Origin of the sequence: Flavobacterium lipolyticum, assembly GCF_020905335.1 — a bacterium.
Lineage (GTDB): Bacteria > Bacteroidota > Bacteroidia > Flavobacteriales > Flavobacteriaceae > Flavobacterium > Flavobacterium lipolyticum.
Window position 1 is genome coordinate 61,250 of record NZ_JAJJMN010000001.1, and the last position, 23,205, is coordinate 84,454.

A 23,205-nucleotide genomic window follows, 5' to 3' on the forward strand; every position below is an offset into this window, starting at 1 on the left:
ATTATTGTTTTTCGTGTTTCTCCTGTTTGTAATCATCAATTGCTTTTTGATACAACGCCTCATACTTAGGCAATATTGTTTTGATATCAAACTTACGGGCAACTTCTAGTGCATTTGCTTTAAACTGATTCAACACGTCATCATCTTTTAGTATTTTGATTGCATTGGCAGCCATTTCTTCAACGTTACCAACATTGCTCAAATATCCTGAAAAGCCGTCAAAATTAACCTCCGGCAAACCACCTGAATTACTTGAAATTACCGGAACTCCGCTTGACATTGCTTCTAAAGCTGCCAAACCAAAACTCTCTGTTTCTGATGGAAGCAGGAATAAGTCGGTAAAACATAAAATTTTATCAATCTCGTTACTATTTCCAAAGAAAATCACTTTGTCATAGATACCAAGTTCCATACATAAAACTTCTGCTTTTTCTTTTTCCGGGCCATCACCTACCATCATCAGTTTAGACGGAATTTCTTTCTGAATATTATAGAAAATCTTAATGATATCCGGAATTCTCTTCACTTTTCTAAAGTTACTAATGTGCGTGATAATGCGCTCGTCCTCCTTGGCCATAACATAACGATGACAAGGTGCCTGAGGATCTTTTCTAACTTTATCCAATTCGATAAAATTAGGGATAACCTTAATTTTATTCTTGATTTTAAACAGCTTTAAAGTATCATCTTTCAAACTCTGAGAAACCGAAGTCACATAATCTGATTTATTGATACTAAAGGTCACTGCAGGTTTATAAAAGGGGTGATTCCCGACCAATGTAATATCTGTTCCGTGAAGCGTTGTAATCATTGGAAGATTAATCCCTTCATTTTTCAGCATTTGCTTCGCCATATAACCTGCATATGCATGAGGAATGGCATAATGCACGTGAAGTACTTCTATTTTATACAATTTCACCATATCAACCAATTTACTGGACAATGCCAACTCATAAGGCTGATAATGAAAAAGAGGATATTCAGGAACGTTTACTTCGTGATAATGAACATTGGGATTTAAAAGTGCCAACCGAACTGGCTGACTGTAGGTAATAAAGTGGATTTCGTGTCCGCGTCTGGCTAATTCAAGGCCTAATTCCGTAGCAACTACACCACTACCACCAAATGTCGGATAACAAACTATTGCTATTTTCATGTATTAAGTTTAGTAACTACGAAAGTACTTAAAAATAGCTTTTAGTTGCTCTTTTAAACTGTTAGATTTTTGTGAATAGTAAACTTAATATTTTTTTTTCAATATGTTAAAATTAATATCATCTAAGATGAAATAGGCAGGGGTCGCGATTAAATAAAAAGAAAGTTTTTTCTTACATTACCTAAAGACTCCATTTATTACATCATTAATCCACTTATTACAAACAGATAAAACCATACCCATATCATAAATACTTTCGCAATAAAATAATTGATTTAAGACAGCTTAATTGCTCGCATCATAAAATACATTTAATACTCTGAATTATAAAATCTAAACATAAACAAAGCAACATTCATATTACATGCGATCAATATTTAAGGATACCAAAAATGTTTTTTAAGTCCAAAATCTGTATGTTCAAACTAATTGTATTCAATGGAGATCTTATAGATCAAAACAATTTAAGAGGAAGCTGAAAATCTTTAAAAGAGTAGGCATAATTAATAATATTTTTAATATGAAAAAAATTGATTTAAACGAAGTAAAAAAGTTTCGCGTAGAAGAACTGGAACAACGACTTGAAATGGCAATGTATAGCGATGCCGTAATGGGTAAACCTTCGAAGAAAAAGAAGTAACCCAAGCACTAAAATGCTAAAAACAAGAGGGCTGCAAATGCCCTCTTACTCCTTTAATAATATATTAGGTTTCTCTGTAAAATAAACACAAAAACTGATTTATTACAAAGTATGTTTAATTTTCCAAAAGCAGAATGTTATAGATCACTTTCCTCGAAATTAAGATGGACTTCTACGAATAAACAAGACATTTTAAACCATCAACCATAAAATGATCTTAAATCTTGAAAATTAGTTACAAAATTCTTTTAAGATAAAATTAAAAAAACTCATAGTATAAAACAATTAGGTCATTGTATTGACAATTTTCATGACAAAACATAAATTAATTTAAAAATAACATAATCTAATGCATCTAGAAAAAGTAAATGAATATATAAAATCTGAAAGGATAAAAAAACAATTAATAAATGGCAGACTTCCGAAACCCTTTCACCCATTTGTACTGAAAGAAATCGAGAATAATCTCCAGAGTCCTTACATTTATTACGCCTATCTGTTTGCTGAGCCATTTGACTTTACCGATTATGAGATTGTCGAAAAAATCTGCTATGCCTCATTATTATATAAGATGTCTTTGCTGGTTTTAGATAAGATAACGGACGGGCAATTTGACAAAGACCAAACTTCGAAAGTAACACTTGTTCAACATGCCCTCGAAAAAGAAAGTCTTAGAATCATTGTTACAGAGCTTGGTACAGATAAGGTAAGTATTGACAAACTTTGGGAGGCCATCGAGAACCGTACAAAAGAATGGTACCAGTCGTATCAACTTGAAAAGGAAATCAAAACTAAAGACTTTGATATCGCTGATTTTGAAAAATTATCAGAATTAAAAGTATCTGTCGCTTTAATTCCTTTGGATTTTATCAAAGAATTCTCCAATGGAAGTAAAGCCATCTACGATAAGGTAACAACAATCCATAAACTATTCTACATAGCTTACCAAATCCTAGATGACATTATTGACTTTGATGAAGATCTAAAAAATGGTCAGTACAATATTGCCATACACAAAACCAAAAAGCTTTTGAAAGACAACGGATTATCCTCTGAAAATTTAAATAGTCAAATACTTTATGTTTATGCCTTTGACGATCTCTATAAATTAGCCTTGACTTATATCGATAAAGCCTTGAATTTATGTTTAGGAATGAATGCTTATCTTTTAGAACGTAGACTATTAAGTACAAAAGCCCTTTTTGAAAATAAAAACTATATGCGACTGAAAGAATGCGTCGAGAGCAAGATTAGCATCCCTTTTGAAGAAAAAATTCAAATTGTTAAGAAGACTGAAATCAATAATGCGCTATCCCAACCGGTAAGATACATTTTAAAGAAATGGTCTCAAGATTTTATTGATCTTAACTACATACAGGCTCCTATTTCATTGAACGATTTGCTTACAACGCATTATGCTTTGGGAGACACATTTCTAAGAGCGATGGCCACAACCCATTTGATTGAAATACAAAAAAAAGATTCATTAAAAGAAATTATAACAGAGGAACAAAATTACATCCTGTCACAAATCGGACTTGATAAAATGGGCTGGTCGTACCATCCTCTGTTAATTGAAGTACCCTATGATGCAGATTCTTTAGGTCAAATATTACAATCTTTTTCAAAGTATTACGATAATGAATTATTTCATACTTTGTTTGAAAATCCAATTCTATCTTTACTGAAAGTAACAGAGTCCAATCATGGTATTTTCCCAACTTGGACTATTTTTGAAAGAAATTCAAAACAATTAAATTTTTATACCGATAAATACTGGGGAAGAGATAACGATTTGGCTGTCATAGCCAACATGGGGTGTGGTTTATATATCGCAAAAGAAAAGACAAATATACTTAATCAAATTGATTTTGAGCGCATTATAATCACTAATGCAGATTACCTTGTAAATAATCAGGAAAAAGACGGAAGTTTTGGTTTGGGCAGCAGGTGGTATTCGGGATGCTTCTACCCTACCTACATCTGCCTTAAATTTTTATATAAAGTAGATGCCGTAAAATACAACGAAGCCATAAAAAAGGCACAATCATGGATTATCAAATCACAAAATAAAACGGAAGGTCGATTTGGGAAAGAGAAACATGCCAGCACGGAAACAGCTTTCGCTGTATTAACACTTTTATTCGAAGAAACACCAGATTCTGAAATAGTAGAAAGTATAAAAAAAGGAATCCACTTTCTTGAAAAAGAAATGAAAGAAGATGGAGAATTTAGACCATCGCCCTTTATAAAACAAACACTTACAATTGAAAATAAAAAGCCCTACTTATGGGCGAATAAAGTTATTACCACAAGCTTCTGTGCATTAGCAATTGAAAAATATAAATCTTTTAATCCAGAATGAAATGTCTCACCAGAAAATTTATAAGATTGCTACTGATTATGAAATTACTGTAAATGATTTCGGACACATTTTAACTATACCAAAATATAATAAATCATTTATCATAAATGAATTTATTGCAGAATTCATTCAAATTTGGAAACAAAGTGAAAATTTAGAAGAAGCAAAAAACAAACTAAATCTAGGCGATTCCAGTAATGATGAAATTATCTCAATAATTAGTCAAAATCTTTTTAACGCTTTGATAGATGACACTTCAAATATTGATTTAAAAAAGAATAGAGATCAATACATAAAATTCAAATGTAATTTATTGTCCGAAAAGTCCACTGCTTTATTCTGCATCATTCTTTATCCACTGTTTCATCGTACTGTTTTTATAAGTACATCCATTTTACTTATTTTTCTACTTTTCTACAATTACCTTATCATTGACAAATCGATTATTTATGATTCATTTTCATTCTATCTTATAACATTCTTTATCAGCACTATCTTTCATGAATTGGGTCACGCCTCCAGTTTATACAAGTACACTAAGAAATCATGTACTATCGGCTGTGGTATTTACTTACTAAATCTTGTTTTATATACGGATGTCACTAATGTATGGAAGTTAAAAAAGGCACAACGATTAATCGTTAATTTTGGAGGTCTGTACTTTGAAATGATTATGCTAACACTATTACTTGCTGCTAATCTATTTTTCAGATTTAATCCCACACATTTACTTTTTATCTATTTGCTTCGTTTTATCTATACATTAGATCCATTATATCGCTCTGATGGGTATTGGATAGTATCTGATTTTTTCGCCATACACAATTTAACAGAAAGACTTAATGAAGAATTGAAAAATGTTTTTATAAAATTCAATAAACCTTCTAACTACTGGTTGTTAACCTATGCCGTTATCAGCAAAATATACATAGCCTATTTCTTGGCCTATATCATTATAGAATCTTCTATTAGAGATCTATTATTATATCCGAAAAATTTATACCTGATTATTTCAAATAGTCCTCATGATATTTTTACCTTTCTCCAGGAAAATATTCTAATTTCATTCTTATATGCTCTAGTATTTGGTTTTCTACTAAAAATACTTACTTTAAAAAAAATAAAACTAAACTATACCAGATCCTAAAAAAAGTGACCGGATTTTGAAGCCACACATCACAATAAAAAAGGCGCAAAACTTAAGTTTTGCGCCTTTCAAATATCATAAATTTCTATTAGAAAAATCTGCTGTGCCAGCTATCGGCAGCAGGAACTTCCCACGATTCGTTGAATTCTTCAATATTGTTAACGAGATTATTAAAAACAATAGTGTTCTCGGAAACTGATTTATCTTTAACCATTTTCTTGAAATCGATTAAAGGTTTGTGTGCAATATGTTCCCCCAGTTTAAAAGTCACATTCATTTTGTCTAACAAATCAACGTTATACTTTTTCTCTAAACTTTGGATAAACTCCACCGAACTATCGATCGAACAGCCTGTTGCCGCTTGTACTTCCTGGTTTACAGCCAAAATAATGAATCGGTTGTATTTTAGCTGATACGAAGCCTCAAGACTTGTTCCGTGTGCCGCCCATTCTTCTACAAAAGCTTTCAGGTCGGTTTCTATTTCAGAAAATTCTTCCTCAGAAAATTTTCTGTTTGATTGATAAATCCAAACTCTGGATTCACCAGGTAAATTTTCAAAAGGTATATACATTTTAATTTTAGATTTTAGATTGGTGATTTTAGATTGAAAAAGTTTCAGGTTTCAGGTTTCAAGTTCAGGTTGAAAAACTTAGAACCTTAGCGCCTTAGCATCTGAGAACCTCAAATTAAAGATCCTGTGCATTCGCAATTAGCTCCGCAACATCCATTACTTTCACTTGTCCTTCTTTTTCCTGATGCTTGATACCATCGGTCAACATTGTATTACAGAACGGACACCCGGCTGCAATAATATCCGGCTGTACTTCCAAAGCATCTTCGGTACGCAATACGTTTACTTCTTTATTTCCAGGTTCGGCATCTTTAAACATTTGTGCACCACCCGCTCCACAACAAAGTCCGTTTGCTTTTGAGCGCTTCATTTCCACTAGTTCAACATCCAGTTTCTGAATCAAGTCTCTTGGCGCTTCATATACTTTGTTAGCTCTACCTAAATAACAAGGATCGTGAAAAGTAATTTTCTTTCCTTTAAACTGACCTCCTTCTACGGTTAGCCTTCCATCATCAATTAATGATTTTAAGAATTCTGTATGATGAATAACATCGTACTGACCTCCTAATTCCGGATATTCGTTTTTTAAAGTATTGAAACAATGCGGACAAGCAGTAACAATTTTCTTTGCTTCATAAGCATTAAGTACCTCGATATTCATCATGGCCTGCATTTGAAACAAGAACTCATTTCCGGCACGTTTTGCAGGATCTCCGGTACAGCTCTCTTCAGTACCCAAAACCGCAAACGACACATTGGTACGATTTAAAATTCGCACAAATGCTTTTGTAATTTTTTTTGCTCTATCATCAAAACTCCCTGCGCAACCTACCCAAAATAAAACTTCAGGCTGTGTTCCCTGGGCTAGCATCTCAGCCATTGTTGGCACTACTAAACTTTCTGACATCTTCTTTTGTTGTTAAATCGGTTAATTGTTTATTTGGTTAATCGCACTCTTTGCGATAACCCTACTCAAAAACCTTACTATTTTATTCCAATCGATTAAACGGTTAAACCAATAACCTTTTAAACTTTTATTTCTAATTTTCGTTTTTCCAATTCAAACGATCCTGCTGGCTGTACTGCCAAGGCGCTCCATTGTTTTCGATATTGGTCATCATGGCATTCAATGACATTGGAGCAGCACTTTGTTCCATCACCAAATAACGACGCATGTCCATAATAATAGACAACGGACTGATGTTTACCGGACATTCTTCTACACAGGCGTTACACGAGGTACAAGCCCACAATTCTTCAGGTGTAATATAATCGTTCAATAAGGTCTTATTATCCGGAACAAAAACTCCTTTATTCGCATCGATGTTTTTACCAACTTCCTGCAAACGGTCTCTCGTATCCATCATAATTTTACGAGGAGACAATTTTTTACCCGTTTGATTTGCCGGACATGATGATGTACAACGACCACATTCCGTACAGGTATAAGCGTTTAAAAGCTGTACCCAGTTCAAATCCTGAACATCGCTTGCTCCAAATTTTGCAGGAGCAGCATTTTCGTCAACCGGAGCAGCCGCAAATGGATCTGCGTTTGGATCCATCATCAACTTTACCTCTTTGGTTACTGACTCTAAATTATCAAACTGACCTTCAGGGTTCAGGTTTGCAAAATACGTATTGGGGAAAGCCAAAAGAATGTGCAGGTGTTTAGAAAAATATAAATAGTTCATGAAAACTAAAATACCCGCTATGTGCAGCCACCAGAACACTTCAAACAACAGCACTACCAATTCATTCGACATTCCGTTAAAAATTGGTGCTATAAACTGACTAATAGGGAAGCTTCCTGCTTTATGAAAAACTCCTCCCGGAACATTTTGCAAATGAAGATCGGAAGCATTCATCAATAAAAACAATAACATCAAAACGGTTTCGAAATACAAGATGTAATTAGCATCGCTTTTTGGAAATCCGTCCAGGTCTTTGTTCACAAAACGCTTTAATCGGATTACATTTCTTCTAATCCAAAAAACGGTAACAGCAAAAATGACCAGTATTGCCAATATCTCAAATGACGCAATTAAAACATCATAAACTACCCCTAAATAAGGCGCAAAAATTCTATGCGTTCCAAAAAGTCCGTCAATAATGATCTCGAGTAATTCGATGTTGATAATTATAAAACCTACATATACAAAAATATGAAGTATTCCAGCTACAGGGCGTCTCACCATTTTTGACTGCCCTAAAGCAATCAATGCCATGTTTTTCCAACGTGCTTTAGAATTATCTTTTCGATTTACATCTACTCCCAAATTAATGTTTCGGATGATCTTTTTTACGCTCGATGCAAAAAAGCCAAAACCTATTATAAGAAGTATAGCGAATAAAATATTATCTAAATAACTCATTCTGATTATTTTTTAGTGGTTGTGTTAGCGTCTTCTGTTGGTGCTACATAAGGTTTGTTTTTCTTTCCGAAAAGCGAAACATTTACATAACGTGTTGGGTAAAGACGAACATCCTGTAACAACAATTCAAGCTCTTTTGAAGTTTTAGCCAGATTATTATACAAAGCATCATCATTCAATAATTTACCTGCAGTACCTTTTCCTGAGTTCAAATTACTCATAATACCATCCACTTTAGCTAATGTCTGATTTAAGTTTCGAACAGTTTTCCCTAAATCTGCTTTGTTTAAAGAATCAGAGATTTTATTGAAGTTACTGGACATTTTATTAAAGTTGCTTACCACTCCGTTAATCTGTCCTTTGTTGGTATCTAAAATAGTATTGATGCTTCCTGAAGCTTTATGAAACTGCTCCATAGTCTGACTCAATTCAGCCAAAGTTTTCTTCAGATCTTCTTGTCCTTTTTTATCTAAAACGTTGTTTAATCCAGAAACCAGATTATCAATATTGACCAACATTTTTTCTAATTTCACCTGAATTGGCTCAATTTTTCCACCCAAAGATTCTTTCAGTCCCGGCTCAACAACCGAAGCTAAAGTCTGACCATCAACTGCCAGTTCTTTGTCTGCAAAATTAGGAACAATTTTGATCTGTTTCCCTCCAATTAAACTTGGAGAATATAAAGATGCCTGACTTGTTTTAGAAATTGGAAAATCCGTTTTTAATTGAAGTTCAACTAATAATTTCCCTGTTACTTCATTGATTGTAATTTTAGTTACTTTACCAATCGTAAGTCCGTTTATGGTAACGGGAGCTGACGCTGACAAATCTTCAACATTATCATATTCTGCATATAATGTTTTGTAATCTGTAAAAAGGTCTTTGCCTTTTAAAAAACTATAGCCCCAAATAAATAATAAAATTGACGCAATGACTAAAATAGCCGTTTTAATTTCTCTTGTTAGTTTCAAAATTCTTAGTGTTTGTACAAAATTAATATAAATATTCGAACTAGAAGCTATTATTTAATGGCGTCTTGAATACTGATCTTTTCTCCATCTTTGGTTGCAACCAAAAAAGCAGCTCCATATCCTTTATCTTTAGCTTCTTCCAAATATTTTTTGGCAGCATCGTAACTTGAAGTTTCCTGATAGAAATATTTATAAATATTATTTTCGTACAGCATGGTTACGTTTTTAAGTCCTTTAAAATTTTTAGGTTCCAATGGTGTTTTTTTAATACTGGCAATAAGCTGTACCTTAAAGAATGTCCCTTTTGGAGTATTTTTAACTGCCGCAGGAGTTTCAACTTCCTTTGTTTTTATCGGAGTTGAAGTGTCTTTTGCCGGTCTTGAATCTATTATTTCCGGAACACCTGAACCAAAATATTCGCTTTTATAACTCAAAATTGCTTCGGCAATCGCTTTTGCAATATCATTTTGTCCTTCTTCTGAGTTTAGAATATTTCCTTCTGTTGGGTTGGATACGAACCCGGTTTCTACTAAAACCCTAGGCATATAAGCTTTATGAAGTACCATAAAAGGCGCTTGCTTTACCCCTCCGTGTCTCAATTTTTTCCCAAGTTTATCAAAATTGTCTTCAATTTTACTGGCCAAAGAAATACTGTTGTCTAGATATTCTTCCTGCATTAAAGTCATTCCAATCATTGATTCAGGTGAATTTGGATCGAAACCTTCGTATTTACGTTTATAATCTTTTTCTAAAGTAATTACCGAGTTCTCTTTTTTCGCAGCTTCAAGATTCGATGCTACTTTACTTAAACCCATTACATAGGTTTCTGTTCCGTCGGCAGCTGTGTTTTTGTTTGCATTACAGTGGATTGATACAAAAATATTCGAATTTGCTCTGTTTGCAATGTTGGCTCTTTCGACCAAATCAATAAAAACATCCGTTTTACGAGTATAAATTACATTAACATTAGGACTTCCTTCTAAGATTTTACCCACTTTTAAAACAATAGCTAAAGCAATATTTTTTTCAATACGTCCGCTGTAAACAGCTCCAAAGTCGTGATCACCATGTCCAGCATCAAGTGTTACTTTAAAAACATTTGCCTGGCTATAAGCACAAAAAGACAATATCGTTAGAAAAAAAGTAAATATTACTTTAATTTTGTTAAATCCATTCATAAATCTAAAAGTTAATTTTAATAAAACGCTACAGCTATAATTTTTACAATTGATTATTTTTGACAAAAAATTATATGTAAGTTTGACATGTCAAAAAACAAGCCATAATTTTACAAAAATAGCATTTAAACCTTTGCATACAAACTTATTTAATATCGTTTTATTATCATTTTTCCTAACTTTAGGATGTGGTAATTTATATTCGCAAGAGATAAAAAACAAAAAAAAGCCTTTACCTACTGTAAAACAAACAGATAAACCCAAAAGCACTACAACAGAGAAACCTGAGGTTGCCGTTTCAGACACTATAAAGCTGGATACGGTTAAGGCAAAAAAGAATTTTCTGGACGCTGTTACCAAATACAAAGCTAAAGATTACGCTAAATACGACAAAAAAGCAAAAACTCTTACCTTATATAATGAAGCCGAACTTTATTACAAAGATGTCGAATTAAAATCGGGTATCATTGTTTTAAACATGGAGAAGGAAGAAGTTTATGCCGGACGTATTCGGGACTCAGCAGGTGTTTTGATACAATATCCAAACTTCAAACAAGGAGGCAGCGAAGTTCAGCCGGACTCTATTCGATTTAATTTTAAAACAAAAAAGGCGCTGATCTATAATTCGAGAACAGAACAAGGTGAATTTAAGATTAAAGCGGCCATTACCAAAAAAGAAAACGACTCGGTTTACTTTTTACGCGGTGCCCGTTTTACAACCGCAAAAGACATTGACAATCCCGAATACTATTTTCAGACCAATAAAGTAAAATTTATACCCGGTAAAAAAGTAATTACCGGTTTAACGAATATGGTCATTGCGGATGTCCCTACCCCTCTGGCATTGCCTTTCGCCTATTTCCCGATGAGTCAGGAAAAAAGTGTTTCGGGTATTATTTTACCTAGTTACAACGATTCTAATACAAGAGGTTTCTCTTTACAAAATGGAGGATATTATTTTGCATTGAGTGATAATTATGATTTGACGGTTCTGGGTGACTATTATACCAATGGTAGTTATGCCATGCGCTTCGAATCAACGTATGCTGCGAAGTACAAATACAGAGGAAATATTAATATTCGTTATGAAAATCTAATCAACAGTGAGCGTGGTTACCCTGATTATTCTAAAGAAAAAATCTACAACATTCAGTGGTCGCATTCGAAAGATACAAAATCAAATCCTAACTCTACTTTTTCTGCCTCTGTAAACATGGGTAGTAGTAAGTACTTCAAGCGATCTATTAATCAGGCGAACGCAGGATCGAATTTAAATAACACTTTAAATTCTTCCATTTCCTACAGCAAAACATTCAATACAATACCTCAAGCACGTATTTCGTTAACTGCCACGCACTCGCAAAATACTCAAACGGAAAAAATCGACATGACTTTACCAACCTTACAGGCAAGTGTGGATCGTGTATATCCTTTTGTTGGAAAAGACGGCGTTAAAAAAGGATTTATAAAAAACATCAATTTACAATATAATTTAAGTGGTAAAAACAGTATCTCAACAACAGATTCCCTGTTTTTCAAACCACAGATGTTTAGAGATGCTAAGATTGGAATGCAACACAGTATCCCAATTAGTACTAACTTTAAATTGTTTAAATATTTTAGTGCCGGAGCCTCTACCAATTATCAGGAAACCTGGGTAACTAAAACCGAAAACAGACAATACGATGCTACTAAAGGGCAGGCTGTAACCACAACTGTTAATGGCTTTGATGCTTACCGAACTTATAATTTCAGCACCAATTTAGGAACTACCATTTATGGTACTTTTAATTTTGGTGACAACAAAAAAATTCAATCCATACGTCACGTCATGAGACCCACTATGACGTATTCTTACACTCCAAGTTTTGATCAGTATTACGACAATTATACGGTAGACGCAACCGGAAAAATCAGCACATATTCCAGGTTTGACAATGGTATTTTTGGCGCTCCCGGAAACAGCAACTCTAATATTGTGTCATTTGCTTTAAGCAATACTTTCGAAGCCAAGGTAAGAGATCGTGACAGCACAAAAACAGAGCCGAAAAAGATCATGTTACTAAACAACTTAAACTTCAGCACCAGTTATAATTTCAATGCTGACGGAAAACAAACTTTAGCCTGGCAGCCGGTGATTATAAGTGGTGGAACACAGCTTTTGGACAACAAAATGAATCTGAACTTCGGAGCTGTTTTAAACCCGTATGCGATTGATAATGCAGGGCAAGTAATGAATGTCTTCAATATTGATAACGGAGGGAGTTTATTCCGATTGACGAGTGCCAACCTTACTGTAAACTATTCCTTCTCGAACAAGGGAGGCGGTGCACAGGAAAAGAACACACAGAGCCAGCGAAATGGTGGTCGTAATGACGACTTGTTCGGAACAAATACAGATCTAAACGATAGCAGAAATAGTCAGTTTGCCAACGAAAAAGATGATGACAAAGATGTGATAACTGAGTTTTTCCGCTCTAAACTTCCGTGGGATATGACTATGGCATACTCCCTAACCTACTCGAATGCCGCCAGAGAAAATAAAATTATCGGAAACTCGATCATGATATCTGCCAATATGGACATTACACCTAAATGGAAAGGCGGAGTTTCTACGGGTTACGATTTTGTACAAAAAGGAGTTACTTTTACACAATTTCGTTTTGAAAGAGACTTATTAAGCTGGAGAATGGCCTTTAACTGGACTCCAATTGGTCCAAACTCCAACTGGAACTTCTTTATTGGGATTAAATCCGGAATGTTGAGTGATATTAAATGGAACAAGCGTAGTACTTCAAATCGATAAACCATCGAATAAAAATAATTTATTATGAAAAAAATCATCTTTACCGAAAAGGCACCGGCTCCAATTGGTCCTTACAATCAGGCTGTATTATCAGGAAACACACTTTATGCCTCAGGTCAGATCGCGATCAATCCGACTTCCGGCGAACTTGTAACAGACAATATCAATGATGAAACCAAACAGGTAATGGAAAATATTGCAGCCATTTTAGAAGCTGCCGATATGTCTTTTGAAAATGTAGTAAAAGCTACGATTTTTATCATGGACATGAATAATTTCGCAGCTATAAACACCGTTTACGGTTCTTATTTCGACGAAAAAACGGCTCCTGCTCGTGAAACTGTTCAGGTTGCCTGTTTACCTAAAAATGTAAATGTAGAGATTTCAATAATTGCTGTGCAATAAAAAAATGTTTCAAGTTTCAGGTTTCAAGTTTGACACTTTGAGCATAACCTGAAACCTGAAACAAAAAAACCGTTACAGCTCGTAACGGTTTTTTTTTATATTCTAAAAAGAAATTCTATAATTGCAGCGCAATGGCATTAAGCAGTAACTGCGCCGAAGCTTCATTAGTTGCCAGAGGTACATTATGAACATCACAGACACGAATCAACATATTGATGTCTACTTCGTGGGCATGGCTTGCCAACGGATCTTTAAAGAAGAAAACCATTTTTGTCTTTCCTTCTGCCACTCTCGCAGCAATCTGCGCATCACCTCCCATTGGTCCTGAGAGCATTCTTTTCACCTTAAAACCGGCGTTTTCAGCTTTACTCCCTGTCGTTCCTGTTGCGATTAACTTAATGTTTTCCTGAAGCAGTAAGGTCTTGTTTTTATTCAAAAACTGAACCATGTCTGCTTTTTTCCCATCATGAGCTATGATAGCAATTTCCATATTCTATTTTTATTTATTGATTTGCAACGTGGTAAGCAATTAACCCATCAATCGGTCTTCTTAAAACATTACCCAACTGAAGTCCGTATTTATCAAAGGTTTCTTGCAATTCGTCTTTTAAATAAAAAGCTATTGACCCAACAAAATGAACAGGAACTTCTTTACAATTGTCAAATTGCTTGATGTAGTTTTTCACGAAAGATTTCATTCCCTTGAAGATAATTTTTCTGCAAAACTCAGTGTCTTTATGCTTGATCAGGAACTTTGCAAAGGTCGCCAAATAAGCATTTGGATTTGGTTCTTTGTACAATTTATTCTTGATAAAATCAGGTTCTAAATTATACTCTTTCTCAAATTCAACTGCCAGTTCTTTTGGCATTTTATTGAAATAGTACTTTCTGATTAATTCTTTTCCAAAAACATTTCCGCTGCAGTCGTCCATTGCGATAAACCCAAGTGACTGAACTTTTTGATGCAATACTTTACCATCAAAAAAACTGCAATTAGAACCGGTACCTAAAATACTCACAATGGCAGCTTGTCCTTTTGGAGTAGTTGCATATACTGCAGCATAAGTATCTTCCTGAACTTCTACAATTGCATTCTCAAAATATTCCTGAAATATTCGGGAAAGTTCTATTTTCATTCTCTCAGTTCCGCAACCTGCACCGTAAAAAAACAAATGCGTAGCGTTCTTTTTATTTTGCAGAATATCAAAACGATCGTTTAATCTTTCTACTATCTCCGGACCGTCAAGAATTTCAGGATTTAATCCTAAAGTTTGTGTGGTGAATAATACTTTTCCATTATCATCAATTGCAATCCAATCGGCTTTAGTAGATCCACTATCAACTATTAATTTCATTTTATTTAGTTTTTGGATTAGTCATTCTTTAGCTAAATAAAAAATGTGTTTTTACCTTAATTAAAGAAGCAACAAAATAAGAAAATCCCATTACTATTCAATAACGGGATTTTGCAAAAATATATATTATTATTTTAAACCTGCGATATGCACAGACAAATCAATCAATTTACTTGAATATCCGTACTCATTATCATACCAGGATACTAATTTAAAGAAAGTTGAATTTAAACCGATTCCTGCTCCGGCATCCACTACTGAAGTTCTTTTGTCAGAAATAAAATCCTGAGAAACAACTGCATCTTCTGTATATCCTAAGATACCTTTCATTGTAGTTTCGGAAGCGTTTTTCAAAACAGCCATAATTTCTTCATAAGAAGTTTCTTTAGCTACTTTTACTGTTAAATCTACTACAGAAACGTCAGCAGTAGGAACACGGAAAGACATTCCTGTTAATTTCCCATTCAAAGCAGGAATTACTTTTCCAACTGCTTTTGCAGCTCCAGTTGAAGAAGGAATGATGTTGATGCTTGCAGCACGTCCACCTCTCCAGTCTTTTCTTGAAGGACCATCAGCTGTCATTTGAGTTGAAGTTGTTGCGTGAACCGTTGTCATTAAACCTTCAACAATTTCGAAATTATCGTGAATTACTTTAGCTAAAGGAGCTAAACAGTTTGTTGTACAAGAAGCGTTAGAAACCACTAAATCTGTAGCTTTTGCTGTTTCATGGTTTACTCCCATTACAAACATTGGTGCATCAGCAGACGGAGCAGAGATAATTACTTTTTTAGCACCACCTTTGATGTGCTCGTTTGCAGTTTCGATTGTTGTGAAGATACCAGTACATTCAGCAACTACATCTACATCTACTTCGTTCCATTTTAAATCAGCAGGATTTCTTTCCGCAGTGATACGAATATTTCTTCCGTTTACAAAAAGTTTTCCGTCTATTACTTCTACAGTTCCGTTGAAACGTCCGTGAACTGAATCATATTTTAATAAGTAAGCCAAGTGATCTACATCTAACAAATCATTGATTGCTACTACTTCTACATTATCTCTATTGAAAGTTTCTCTAAAAACGATTCTTCCGATACGTCCAAATCCGTTTATTCCTAATTTTACTTTTGACATTTTACTTAATTTTTTGTTTTTTATTACACTAATTCAAAGTCTAATTTCCTCACAATAAACTTCTTTCCTTTTTTAAACTTTTTTTATGTCGACATGATATCGGACACTCTCAACAATTCTCTGTCAATCTCAGATTTACCTTTAATTGCTTGTTCAAGAGGTGTCAAAACAACTTTATCAGCCTGCAAACCGACCATATAATTTGATTTACCTTCTATTAAAGATTCTACCGCTTTTACTCCCAAACGGCTTGCTAAAACACGGTCAAAGCAAGATGGAGAACCTCCACGCTGCATATGTCCTAATACAGATACTCTAACGTCGTACTCCGGCAGATTGGCTTCAACGTAATCTTTTAATTCGAAAACATTTTTACCTATTTTATCTCCTTCGGCAATAACTACTATACTTGATGATTTTCCTGAAGCTTTACTTTTTTGAAGAGAATCTAATAATCGGTCTAACCCTAAATCTTCTTCAGGAATAAGAATTTCTTCTGCACCGGCTCCAATTCCGGCATTAAGAGCAATATGACCTGCATCTCTACCCATTACCTCTACAAAAAACAGACGGTTATGCGAACTTGCAGTATCTCTAATTTTATCGATACAATCTACAACAGTATTTAAGGCTGTGTCATAACCTAAAGTATGGCTGGTTCCAAAAATATCATTGTCAATTGTTCCGGGAATACCCATTACCGGAAAGCCGTATTCTGAATTAAAAATTAATCCTCCGGTAAAACTTCCGTCTCCTCCAATAACAACCAAAGCATCTACTCCGGCTTTTAAAAGATTTTCGTGCGCTTTTTTTCTACCTTCCGGGCTTCTAAACTCAACTGAACGAGCTGATTTCAAAATCGTTCCGCCTTTGTTCACAATATTATTTACGCTACGGGGTCCCATTTCTTTGAAGTCACCTTCAATCATTCCTTGATATCCCCTATAAATCCCTATGCATTCTATATTATGATAAGCACATGTTCGAACAACTGATCGTATTGCGGCATTCATTCCTGGTGAGTCACCTCCTGATGTTAGAACACCAACTTTTTTTATCGTTTTTGGCATTATTTAAGTATTAAAGTGTAAAATTAGCAAACATTCACCACTTATCGGGTTATCTTTATAATAAATTAGCAAAATATGTTAAATTCAAACGTTTTCGTTAATAAGTTTTTCTAAAGCAAAAATTTCATTCTCCATAATAAATGTTGCCTATTTAAATTGAATATTTAAAATTAACAATACATTACTGAAGTGTTATAAAATTTGACAGCTATCCCTATTAGCAAAAAATAAGCAAGTCTCTAAAATTAAAACAAAAAAACCATTCGCAGTAACGAATGGTTTTTTATCTGTATCTTTTTAACAAATCCTCTAAAAGTCATTGTCAGGAATTAATCCTTCATTATTTATGGGTGGAGGAACTTTTGGTTCTTCTTTTTTCTCTTTCTTCTCCTCCTTCTTTTTGTTCTTATCTGCGTTCTTTTTATTCGAGAAATTAACAAAATCAGGATTCAGGTTGTTGTCCTGCAAATCGTTTGTGGAATTTTTGATCGCTCTTTCCAGCTTATGATTTTTGAAAAGTTTATTTACCAGCTCGCTAAAAGTATCAAAATCCACTTCATACGAAATACCAACTCCCTGTGTATAACCAATTCCTTGTCCTATATAATTAATATCATTTTCTTTATTGAACAAACGAAGATTCATCGATCCGTCTTCATTTACACGATATAAGATTTCGATATCTCCAACAATAGCAGATTCATTTACTCCACCTACCGGAACTCCCAATTTTCCGTTGATTGTAATTCTTTCATTGATCTGAGAAGAAATATTCGCTACAAACTGACCGTCGGCCTCCTGCCCAAGTCTTTTATCAGCAGAGATATAATTCAAATCGATATTGACCTTATCATTATCTGATTTTATGATACCGCCTAACAAACTGGAAGCAGTTTCGGTTAAGGTACCTGAAAAATCGCCCTGACTAAATCCGTCTGTACTCATAAACGAACCTGTAGATAGCAAATACAAGGCCTGTGTCTGACGAATGTCTTTATCGTCTAACTTATATTGTATCTCTGATTTAAGCACAGTACTGACAGAAGGGAACTGTATATCAAAATTAGGCTCCGGACTGGCCAAATCTCCACGTAATCCGATTACCACCTCAACCGGAACTTTTTTATTAAATGAAGAAGTATTATCTAACAGTACTGCCGGATTTGCCGTTGTTTTATAGACCGCTTCCAGATTTAATTGTGCTTTCATTGGGTTTCCTTCCCAAATAATTGATCCTCCTTTTTTAACGGAGAATTTTTTATCAATTAAACCACCGTATTTAAAATTATAAGTTCCTTCGTATGCCTGGAAATCTCCCCACATATTAAATTTACCCAGTGTATTAATTTTAAATAATAACGATCCGTATCCTTTTCCTTTCATTCCATGCCCGGAACTTCGATCTAAAATTACCTCTACCTCGGCATCAGGTGTAATATCAAAATCAAACTCCAGTTCCAATCCGTTGTAATTCTTGGTCTTTTCAAGTATACCATTTGCCAGATTGTACTTTTCCTGCGGTGTTACAAAATGAATCCAGTTGCTTTCTCCAACACTCTGGGCATTGTTTATAGGAATCTTAACCTGAGTTCCTTTTTCTGATTTCGCTTCTACTTTTATAAACAATCCTTCTGTAGGACCTTTAATACTGGCTGTACCATTTATAAATGCCGTACCAAAATAAGCTGCATCTTCACTGTCTTTAGTATCCAGTGCCAGCAATCGCTTAGACGTAATATTTAAATCCAGCTTCCAGTCGCCAAAATTATGATGCTCAATACTTCCGTTCAGCAAGCCTTTTGTTCCGTATTTGGTATCCGTTAGCTGATTGTTTCGAAACAGAAATTTTTCATCTGTTAAGTCAATCACGGTACGATCGCTTAATTCGTAATCTGTATTCAGGTATGGGATGGTCATCCCGGCCTTCTCCACATACAAACGTCCATTAATTTCAGGCTTTTTCAGATTCCCTACCACGGCGGCATTCCCTGAAACCGACCCTCTCACATTAGAAAGCACTTCACCTCCAACTGTCCCTAAGGTAGCCAGATTAAATCCTTCGAGTTTCAAACTCAAATCTAAAAAAGTCTCCTTATTTTCAACCGCAAAAGTTCCTTCTGCTTTAAACGATTCTGTAAATCCGTTTTGGATAGAGGAATTGATAGTGAATTTTTTAAAACTTTCATCTCCCGCAATATCAAAATTAAGCGTACCTAAATCCGTTTTATTCAAATTCAGATGATCAATCACAATAGAGGCCGTGGGCTGATAAACGTCTTTATTCTGTTTGTAATTTACATTTCCATTTAAATTACCATTAAATACGAACTTAGAATTAAAAGGTGTGATTTTATTAATATCCACATCTTCAAAGTTCAACACCAAATCTTTATAATCTTTCCCTTTTATGACACCATTCAAATCTATTTTTTGATTCTCATGAGACAATACAATATTATCAATAGTGAAATTTTTAAAGTACTGATCAAAAACAATCTGATTGTCTTTTTCAGCATCTTCATTTAGATACCATAAATAGTCTTTAAATTTCATCTCAGACTTCTTAATCCCTACGATATTGTTTTTATTTTTATCGATGGTATGATAGAGATCCAGATTAAAATAATCTTCCCCTTTATCCCCTCCTTTAAATTCGGATCTTACAAACAGGGTATCTTTAGCCGTAACGTTAATCAAATTAAAATCGCGTACTTTATAATAAGGTGTTTTAATACTGTCCAGCTCTACATAAGCATTATAAAGCGTATTTTTATTGTCGATCGTAATTCGAATATTGTCAAAGGTATTTTTGGCAGCGACAATTTTTTCGGAATTAAACTTAAATTTAAACTCCTGAAGATCCGAATCAATTTTTCCTCTCACTGTGGTACTTGAATCAATTTTGATGTCCGGATATAACATCTCCACTATCTTATCGTACACATGAAAGTTGAAACGCAAAAATTGCCCTTTCTTAAGTTTGTAAGGTTTATAATTGGTATACAAACTTCCTACTGAATTCATGACCAGCTTGTCCAGCTGTGCAAATTGAAACTTACCTACTATTTCACCCTTTACTACGTCATTAGAACCAATAGTAATTGTGCGTAGTTTATCGGCATCAAAATGTGAATTGACTGTAAGATCATCAAAAACATAGGTATCCTGTGGGTTTTGATACACAGCCTCTTTGATCGAAATCGTTCCCTGTAAGTTCTCTATCGAATTTCCGGTCACTGCGACAACGGCATCCCCTTTAAAATGTGAAATAGAATCGCTTATAAATTTTAGCTTTCGCAAGTCGGCATTCTCAACGTTAATATGAAAATCATAGCGATTTTCACGCTTACTCAAATCCACCATTCCATCAAACAGTAAACTTAAATTTGGATCGTTTATAGAAACCTGTCCTTTATAATAAGGCAGTTTAAAATTACCGTTAACAACAATATTATTATAGGTGTATTTATTGTAATCTAATTTTGCGATATCTCCTTTAACAATGGTATTGAGGTATTTTTCGGTAAACCCTACCCCGTCTACATCTACATTCAAAGTCGTTCTTCCAATATCTTTACGATTCAGTACCGCACCAATATTAAAATTCTCCAGAATTACATTTCCTGAATACGAGGCTTTGTCAATAAAATCGATATTATTCATGTGTAAATCGACCTGACCGTTACCTAAATCGGTAATCATTTTAAAATCGGTTTCTAAGGCTGTGGTCGAAACTTTTGCTTTTCCAACGATATTGAATTTACCAATTCGTCGTAATTCCTTTGGAAGTGTTTTACCTAAAATACCCGGCAATAAAACGACCAGATTATCGTAGCTCGAAACCAGTTTTTCGAACTTACCATCCATAGAAAACTTCTGCGTTTTGCTTCCTAAAAGATTCTTGAAGTTAATGGTCCCAAAGATTCTTGAACCATTAGTATCACTCAATCTAAGACGTCTTAAATTAAGATCATTCAATGTTCCTTTTATTTTTGTTTTAATTTTAAAATGCTGGTTTTTCCCCAAGCCATCATAAAAATAACGAATATCATTTGACGCAATGGAAGCAGAATCCAGGGCTACATCAAATTTTACTTTATCGGTAAAATGAAGAAAATCCTCTATTTTATAGTTCAGAATTGCTTTTCCGTAAATAGAAGATCTTTTGGTCTTTATCGCCAGATTTTCAACCTTGATCTGCTTTTTAGTGTAACTGAACTTCCCGGCAAAATTTGATACATACAATCCACGGTGGTCTAAGAAAGAAAAACGGTGAATATTTGTATTTATATCCGGTCCGTATAACTTAAACTCGCTGATGTACGCATTCAATTTTTTAAAATCAAGAAATCTTGGCGTGTTTTTATTCTCATCCACAACAGAAAAAGCCCCTTGCGATATGTAAGCATTCTTAGCAGTCAACAAAAAGTGCTTGTTGGATTTTGGTGTTTTTTTTCCTGTTTCAAACAGCTTAATAAACTTGTTGATATTATTCTCGTCTTCGTTTTTATACGTTTTGAGATTAAAAATCATACCGGTCAGCCTAATATCACCAAAAAGCAAATCACCATCTAATAATCTTTTAATGCTAAGAATATCAGTGGTAATGATGTCAGAATAGATTAAAGTCTTCTTATGATGGTCGCGAATCAGAACCTTCTTGAGTTTTACACCTCCAAAAATATTTATGGCAACTTTTTCAACACTAATATCAGTCTTAAAATCAGTGTTTAAAGATTCTGTAACATATCTCGCTATTTTGGTCTGAACCACAGGCAAAGCCAAGATGATAGCAAGTGCTAACAAAAGTAAAATTAAACCAATTAGGGTTCGGGATATTATTTTCTTTACTTTTCTGATAGTTGCTATATTTTAGTTTTCTTTTAAATTTACTTTGAACAGACAAAGAACGGCTGTTTTTGATAAAAATTCTTTAATTTTGGCTTCTCCTTATAATAAAAGAAAATCAAATATTTGATTCGTCAAATATAATCCAAAAATCGTGCTTTTATATGCAAAATTCAGAGGTTTTTATTCTCGCCATCGAAAGTTCATGCGATGATACTGCTGCCGCGGTCCTACATAACGACAAAGTACTCTCAAATGTTGTGGCCAATCAGCTAATTCACAATCAATATGGAGGTGTTGTTCCTGAATTAGCTTCAAGAGCACACCAGCAAAATATTGTTCCGGTAATTGATGCCGCACTTCGTAAGGCAAATGTACAAAAAGATCAACTAACTGCTATCGCTTTTACGCAAGGTCCCGGTTTGATGGGATCTTTATTAGTAGGTAGTTCTTTTAGTAAATCACTGTCGTTAGCGCTCAAAATTCCGCTAATTGCTGTAAATCATATGCATGCCCATATTTTAGCACATTTTATCGATGAAGAAGGGTTTGATAAACCGGAATTTCCTTTTCTGGCGCTTACCATTAGCGGAGGTCATACTCAAATCGTTAAAGTAAACGGTTTTTTTGATATGGAAATTATTGGAGAAACTACCGATGATGCCGTTGGCGAAGCCTTTGACAAGAGTGCCAAAATCCTTGGACTTCCTTATCCGGGCGGACCCCTGATCGACAAATATGCAAAATTAGGAAATCCAAAAGCCTTTACTTTTACCAAACCGAAAGTACCGGGACTTGACTTTAGTTTCTCTGGACTAAAAACGGCCATCTTGTATTTTATTCAAAAAAATAAACTTGAAAATCCGAATTTTATTGAAGAGAACCTGAATGATATTTGTGCTTCCATTCAACATACCATTATCGAAATTTTGATGGACAAATTGAAATTAGCGGTAAAAGAAACCGGAATCAAACAAATTGCCATTGGCGGAGGAGTTTCGGCTAATTCAGGCATCAGAACCCGATTGAAAGAAAGCGAAGCTCAATACGGATGGAAAACCTTCATTCCAAAATTTGAATATACTACCGACAATGCCGCCATGATAGGAATTGTGGGGTATCAAAAATATTTATCAAAACGTTTCGAAACTTCAGCAGTAGTTTCGAAAGCGCGAATTCAATTTTAA

The 23,205-nt window shown here is 34.4% G+C and carries 16 protein-coding genes; 5 read left to right on the plus strand and 11 right to left on the minus strand.

Annotation, left to right across the window (positions count from 1 at the left end; all coding sequences use genetic code 11):
• Nucleotide 1 precedes the first annotated feature (1 nt).
• Entirely contained in the window at nucleotides 2-1,156 is a 1,155-nt protein-coding gene (gene bshA / locus LNQ34_RS00225; protein ID WP_202703601.1) for an N-acetyl-alpha-D-glucosaminyl L-malate synthase BshA, read from the minus strand.
• A 989-nt stretch (nucleotides 1,157-2,145) separates the two neighbouring features.
• Here bshA and LNQ34_RS00230 point away from each other — a divergent pair.
• Together LNQ34_RS00230 and LNQ34_RS00235 are read left to right on the plus strand one after the other, a co-directional pair.
• Nucleotides 2,146-4,161, plus strand: a complete 2,016-nt coding sequence (locus LNQ34_RS00230) for a prenyltransferase/squalene oxidase repeat-containing protein (RefSeq protein WP_229998292.1) — start codon at nucleotides 2,146-2,148, stop codon at nucleotides 4,159-4,161.
• 1 nt (nucleotide 4,162) lies between these two features.
• Nucleotides 4,163-5,308: a hypothetical protein gene (locus tag LNQ34_RS00235; protein ID WP_229998293.1), complete on the plus strand. Its 1,146-nt coding sequence runs from the start codon at nucleotides 4,163-4,165 to the stop codon at nucleotides 5,306-5,308.
• A gap of 88 nt (nucleotides 5,309-5,396) precedes the next feature.
• Here LNQ34_RS00235 and LNQ34_RS00240 read toward each other — a convergent pair whose 3' ends face one another.
• From LNQ34_RS00240 to LNQ34_RS00260, 5 genes are all read right to left on the minus strand, one after another.
• The gene (locus LNQ34_RS00240; RefSeq protein ID WP_017497652.1) at nucleotides 5,397-5,879 is read right to left on the minus strand and encodes a hypothetical protein; all 483 of its coding nucleotides are present in this window, start codon (nucleotides 5,877-5,879) and stop codon (nucleotides 5,397-5,399) included.
• A gap of 115 nt (nucleotides 5,880-5,994) precedes the next feature.
• Nucleotides 5,995-6,786: a (Fe-S)-binding protein gene (locus LNQ34_RS00245; RefSeq protein WP_017497653.1), complete on the minus strand. Its 792-nt coding sequence runs from the start codon at nucleotides 6,784-6,786 to the stop codon at nucleotides 5,995-5,997.
• Nucleotides 6,787-6,919: 133 nt separating this feature from the next.
• Nucleotides 6,920-8,251, minus strand: coding sequence for a 4Fe-4S dicluster domain-containing protein (locus tag LNQ34_RS00250; RefSeq protein ID WP_202704430.1), 1,332 nt, complete (start codon nucleotides 8,249-8,251; stop codon nucleotides 6,920-6,922).
• A 5-nt stretch (nucleotides 8,252-8,256) separates the two neighbouring features.
• Complete coding sequence (locus LNQ34_RS00255; RefSeq protein WP_202704431.1) at nucleotides 8,257-9,222, minus strand: MlaD family protein; 966 nt, start codon at nucleotides 9,220-9,222, stop codon at nucleotides 8,257-8,259.
• Between the two features lie 50 nt (nucleotides 9,223-9,272).
• Nucleotides 9,273-10,400, minus strand: a complete 1,128-nt coding sequence (locus LNQ34_RS00260; RefSeq protein WP_229998294.1) for an N-acetylmuramoyl-L-alanine amidase family protein — start codon at nucleotides 10,398-10,400, stop codon at nucleotides 9,273-9,275.
• 82 nt (nucleotides 10,401-10,482) lie between these two features.
• Here LNQ34_RS00260 and LNQ34_RS00265 point away from each other — a divergent pair, with 82 nt between their 5' ends.
• Together LNQ34_RS00265 and LNQ34_RS00270 are read left to right on the plus strand one after the other, a co-directional pair.
• Nucleotides 10,483-13,206 (plus strand): putative LPS assembly protein LptD, encoded by a 2,724-nt coding sequence (locus LNQ34_RS00265; RefSeq protein ID WP_370528155.1) that lies wholly within the window; start codon nucleotides 10,483-10,485, stop codon nucleotides 13,204-13,206.
• A 24-nt stretch (nucleotides 13,207-13,230) separates the two neighbouring features.
• Nucleotides 13,231-13,611 (plus strand): RidA family protein, encoded by a 381-nt coding sequence (locus tag LNQ34_RS00270; protein ID WP_229998295.1) that lies wholly within the window; start codon nucleotides 13,231-13,233, stop codon nucleotides 13,609-13,611.
• Between the two features lie 115 nt (nucleotides 13,612-13,726).
• Here the strand turns inward: LNQ34_RS00270 and LNQ34_RS00275 are convergent, their stop codons facing one another.
• The 5 genes from LNQ34_RS00275 to LNQ34_RS00295 form a co-directional block, all read right to left on the minus strand.
• Nucleotides 13,727-14,101: a methylglyoxal synthase gene (locus LNQ34_RS00275; RefSeq protein WP_070908888.1), complete on the minus strand. Its 375-nt coding sequence runs from the start codon at nucleotides 14,099-14,101 to the stop codon at nucleotides 13,727-13,729.
• A gap of 13 nt (nucleotides 14,102-14,114) precedes the next feature.
• The gene (locus LNQ34_RS00280; RefSeq protein WP_229998296.1) at nucleotides 14,115-14,966 is read right to left on the minus strand and encodes an N-acetylglucosamine kinase; all 852 of its coding nucleotides are present in this window, start codon (nucleotides 14,964-14,966) and stop codon (nucleotides 14,115-14,117) included.
• Between the two features lie 129 nt (nucleotides 14,967-15,095).
• Nucleotides 15,096-16,100, minus strand: coding sequence for a type I glyceraldehyde-3-phosphate dehydrogenase (gap, locus tag LNQ34_RS00285; RefSeq protein WP_017497660.1), 1,005 nt, complete (start codon nucleotides 16,098-16,100; stop codon nucleotides 15,096-15,098).
• 83 nt (nucleotides 16,101-16,183) lie between these two features.
• A complete protein-coding gene (pfkA, locus tag LNQ34_RS00290) occupies nucleotides 16,184-17,170 on the minus strand; it encodes a 6-phosphofructokinase (RefSeq protein WP_017497661.1) in 987 nt (328 codons plus the stop codon).
• Between the two features lie 309 nt (nucleotides 17,171-17,479).
• A complete protein-coding gene (locus tag LNQ34_RS00295) occupies nucleotides 17,480-21,976 on the minus strand; it encodes a translocation/assembly module TamB domain-containing protein (RefSeq protein ID WP_229998297.1) in 4,497 nt (1,498 codons plus the stop codon).
• A 206-nt stretch (nucleotides 21,977-22,182) separates the two neighbouring features.
• Here LNQ34_RS00295 and tsaD point away from each other — a divergent pair, with 206 nt between their 5' ends.
• Nucleotides 22,183-23,205, plus strand: a complete 1,023-nt coding sequence (gene tsaD / locus LNQ34_RS00300) for a tRNA (adenosine(37)-N6)-threonylcarbamoyltransferase complex transferase subunit TsaD (RefSeq protein WP_089076967.1) — start codon at nucleotides 22,183-22,185, stop codon at nucleotides 23,203-23,205.

What these genes read in the sequence shown, in the direction of transcription:
- bshA (WP_202703601.1), bottom strand. Translation starts at nt 1,156, where the DNA reads ATGAAAATAGCAATAGTTTGTTATCCGACATTTGGTGGTAGTGGTGTA.
- LNQ34_RS00230 (WP_229998292.1), top strand. Translation starts at nt 2,146, where the DNA reads ATGCATCTAGAAAAAGTAAATGAATATATAAAATCTGAAAGGATAAAA.
- LNQ34_RS00235 (WP_229998293.1), top strand. Translation starts at nt 4,163, where the DNA reads ATGTCTCACCAGAAAATTTATAAGATTGCTACTGATTATGAAATTACT.
- LNQ34_RS00240 (WP_017497652.1), bottom strand. Translation starts at nt 5,879, where the DNA reads ATGTATATACCTTTTGAAAATTTACCTGGTGAATCCAGAGTTTGGATT.
- LNQ34_RS00245 (WP_017497653.1), bottom strand. Translation starts at nt 6,786, where the DNA reads ATGTCAGAAAGTTTAGTAGTGCCAACAATGGCTGAGATGCTAGCCCAG.
- LNQ34_RS00250 (WP_202704430.1), bottom strand. Translation starts at nt 8,251, where the DNA reads ATGAGTTATTTAGATAATATTTTATTCGCTATACTTCTTATAATAGGT.
- LNQ34_RS00260 (WP_229998294.1), bottom strand. Translation starts at nt 10,400, where the DNA reads ATGAATGGATTTAACAAAATTAAAGTAATATTTACTTTTTTTCTAACG.
- LNQ34_RS00270 (WP_229998295.1), top strand. Translation starts at nt 13,231, where the DNA reads ATGAAAAAAATCATCTTTACCGAAAAGGCACCGGCTCCAATTGGTCCT.
- LNQ34_RS00275 (WP_070908888.1), bottom strand. Translation starts at nt 14,101, where the DNA reads ATGGAAATTGCTATCATAGCTCATGATGGGAAAAAAGCAGACATGGTT.
- LNQ34_RS00280 (WP_229998296.1), bottom strand. Translation starts at nt 14,966, where the DNA reads ATGAAATTAATAGTTGATAGTGGATCTACTAAAGCCGATTGGATTGCA.
- gap (WP_017497660.1), bottom strand. Translation starts at nt 16,100, where the DNA reads ATGTCAAAAGTAAAATTAGGAATAAACGGATTTGGACGTATCGGAAGA.
- pfkA (WP_017497661.1), bottom strand. Translation starts at nt 17,170, where the DNA reads ATGCCAAAAACGATAAAAAAAGTTGGTGTTCTAACATCAGGAGGTGAC.
- tsaD (WP_089076967.1), top strand. Translation starts at nt 22,183, where the DNA reads ATGCAAAATTCAGAGGTTTTTATTCTCGCCATCGAAAGTTCATGCGAT.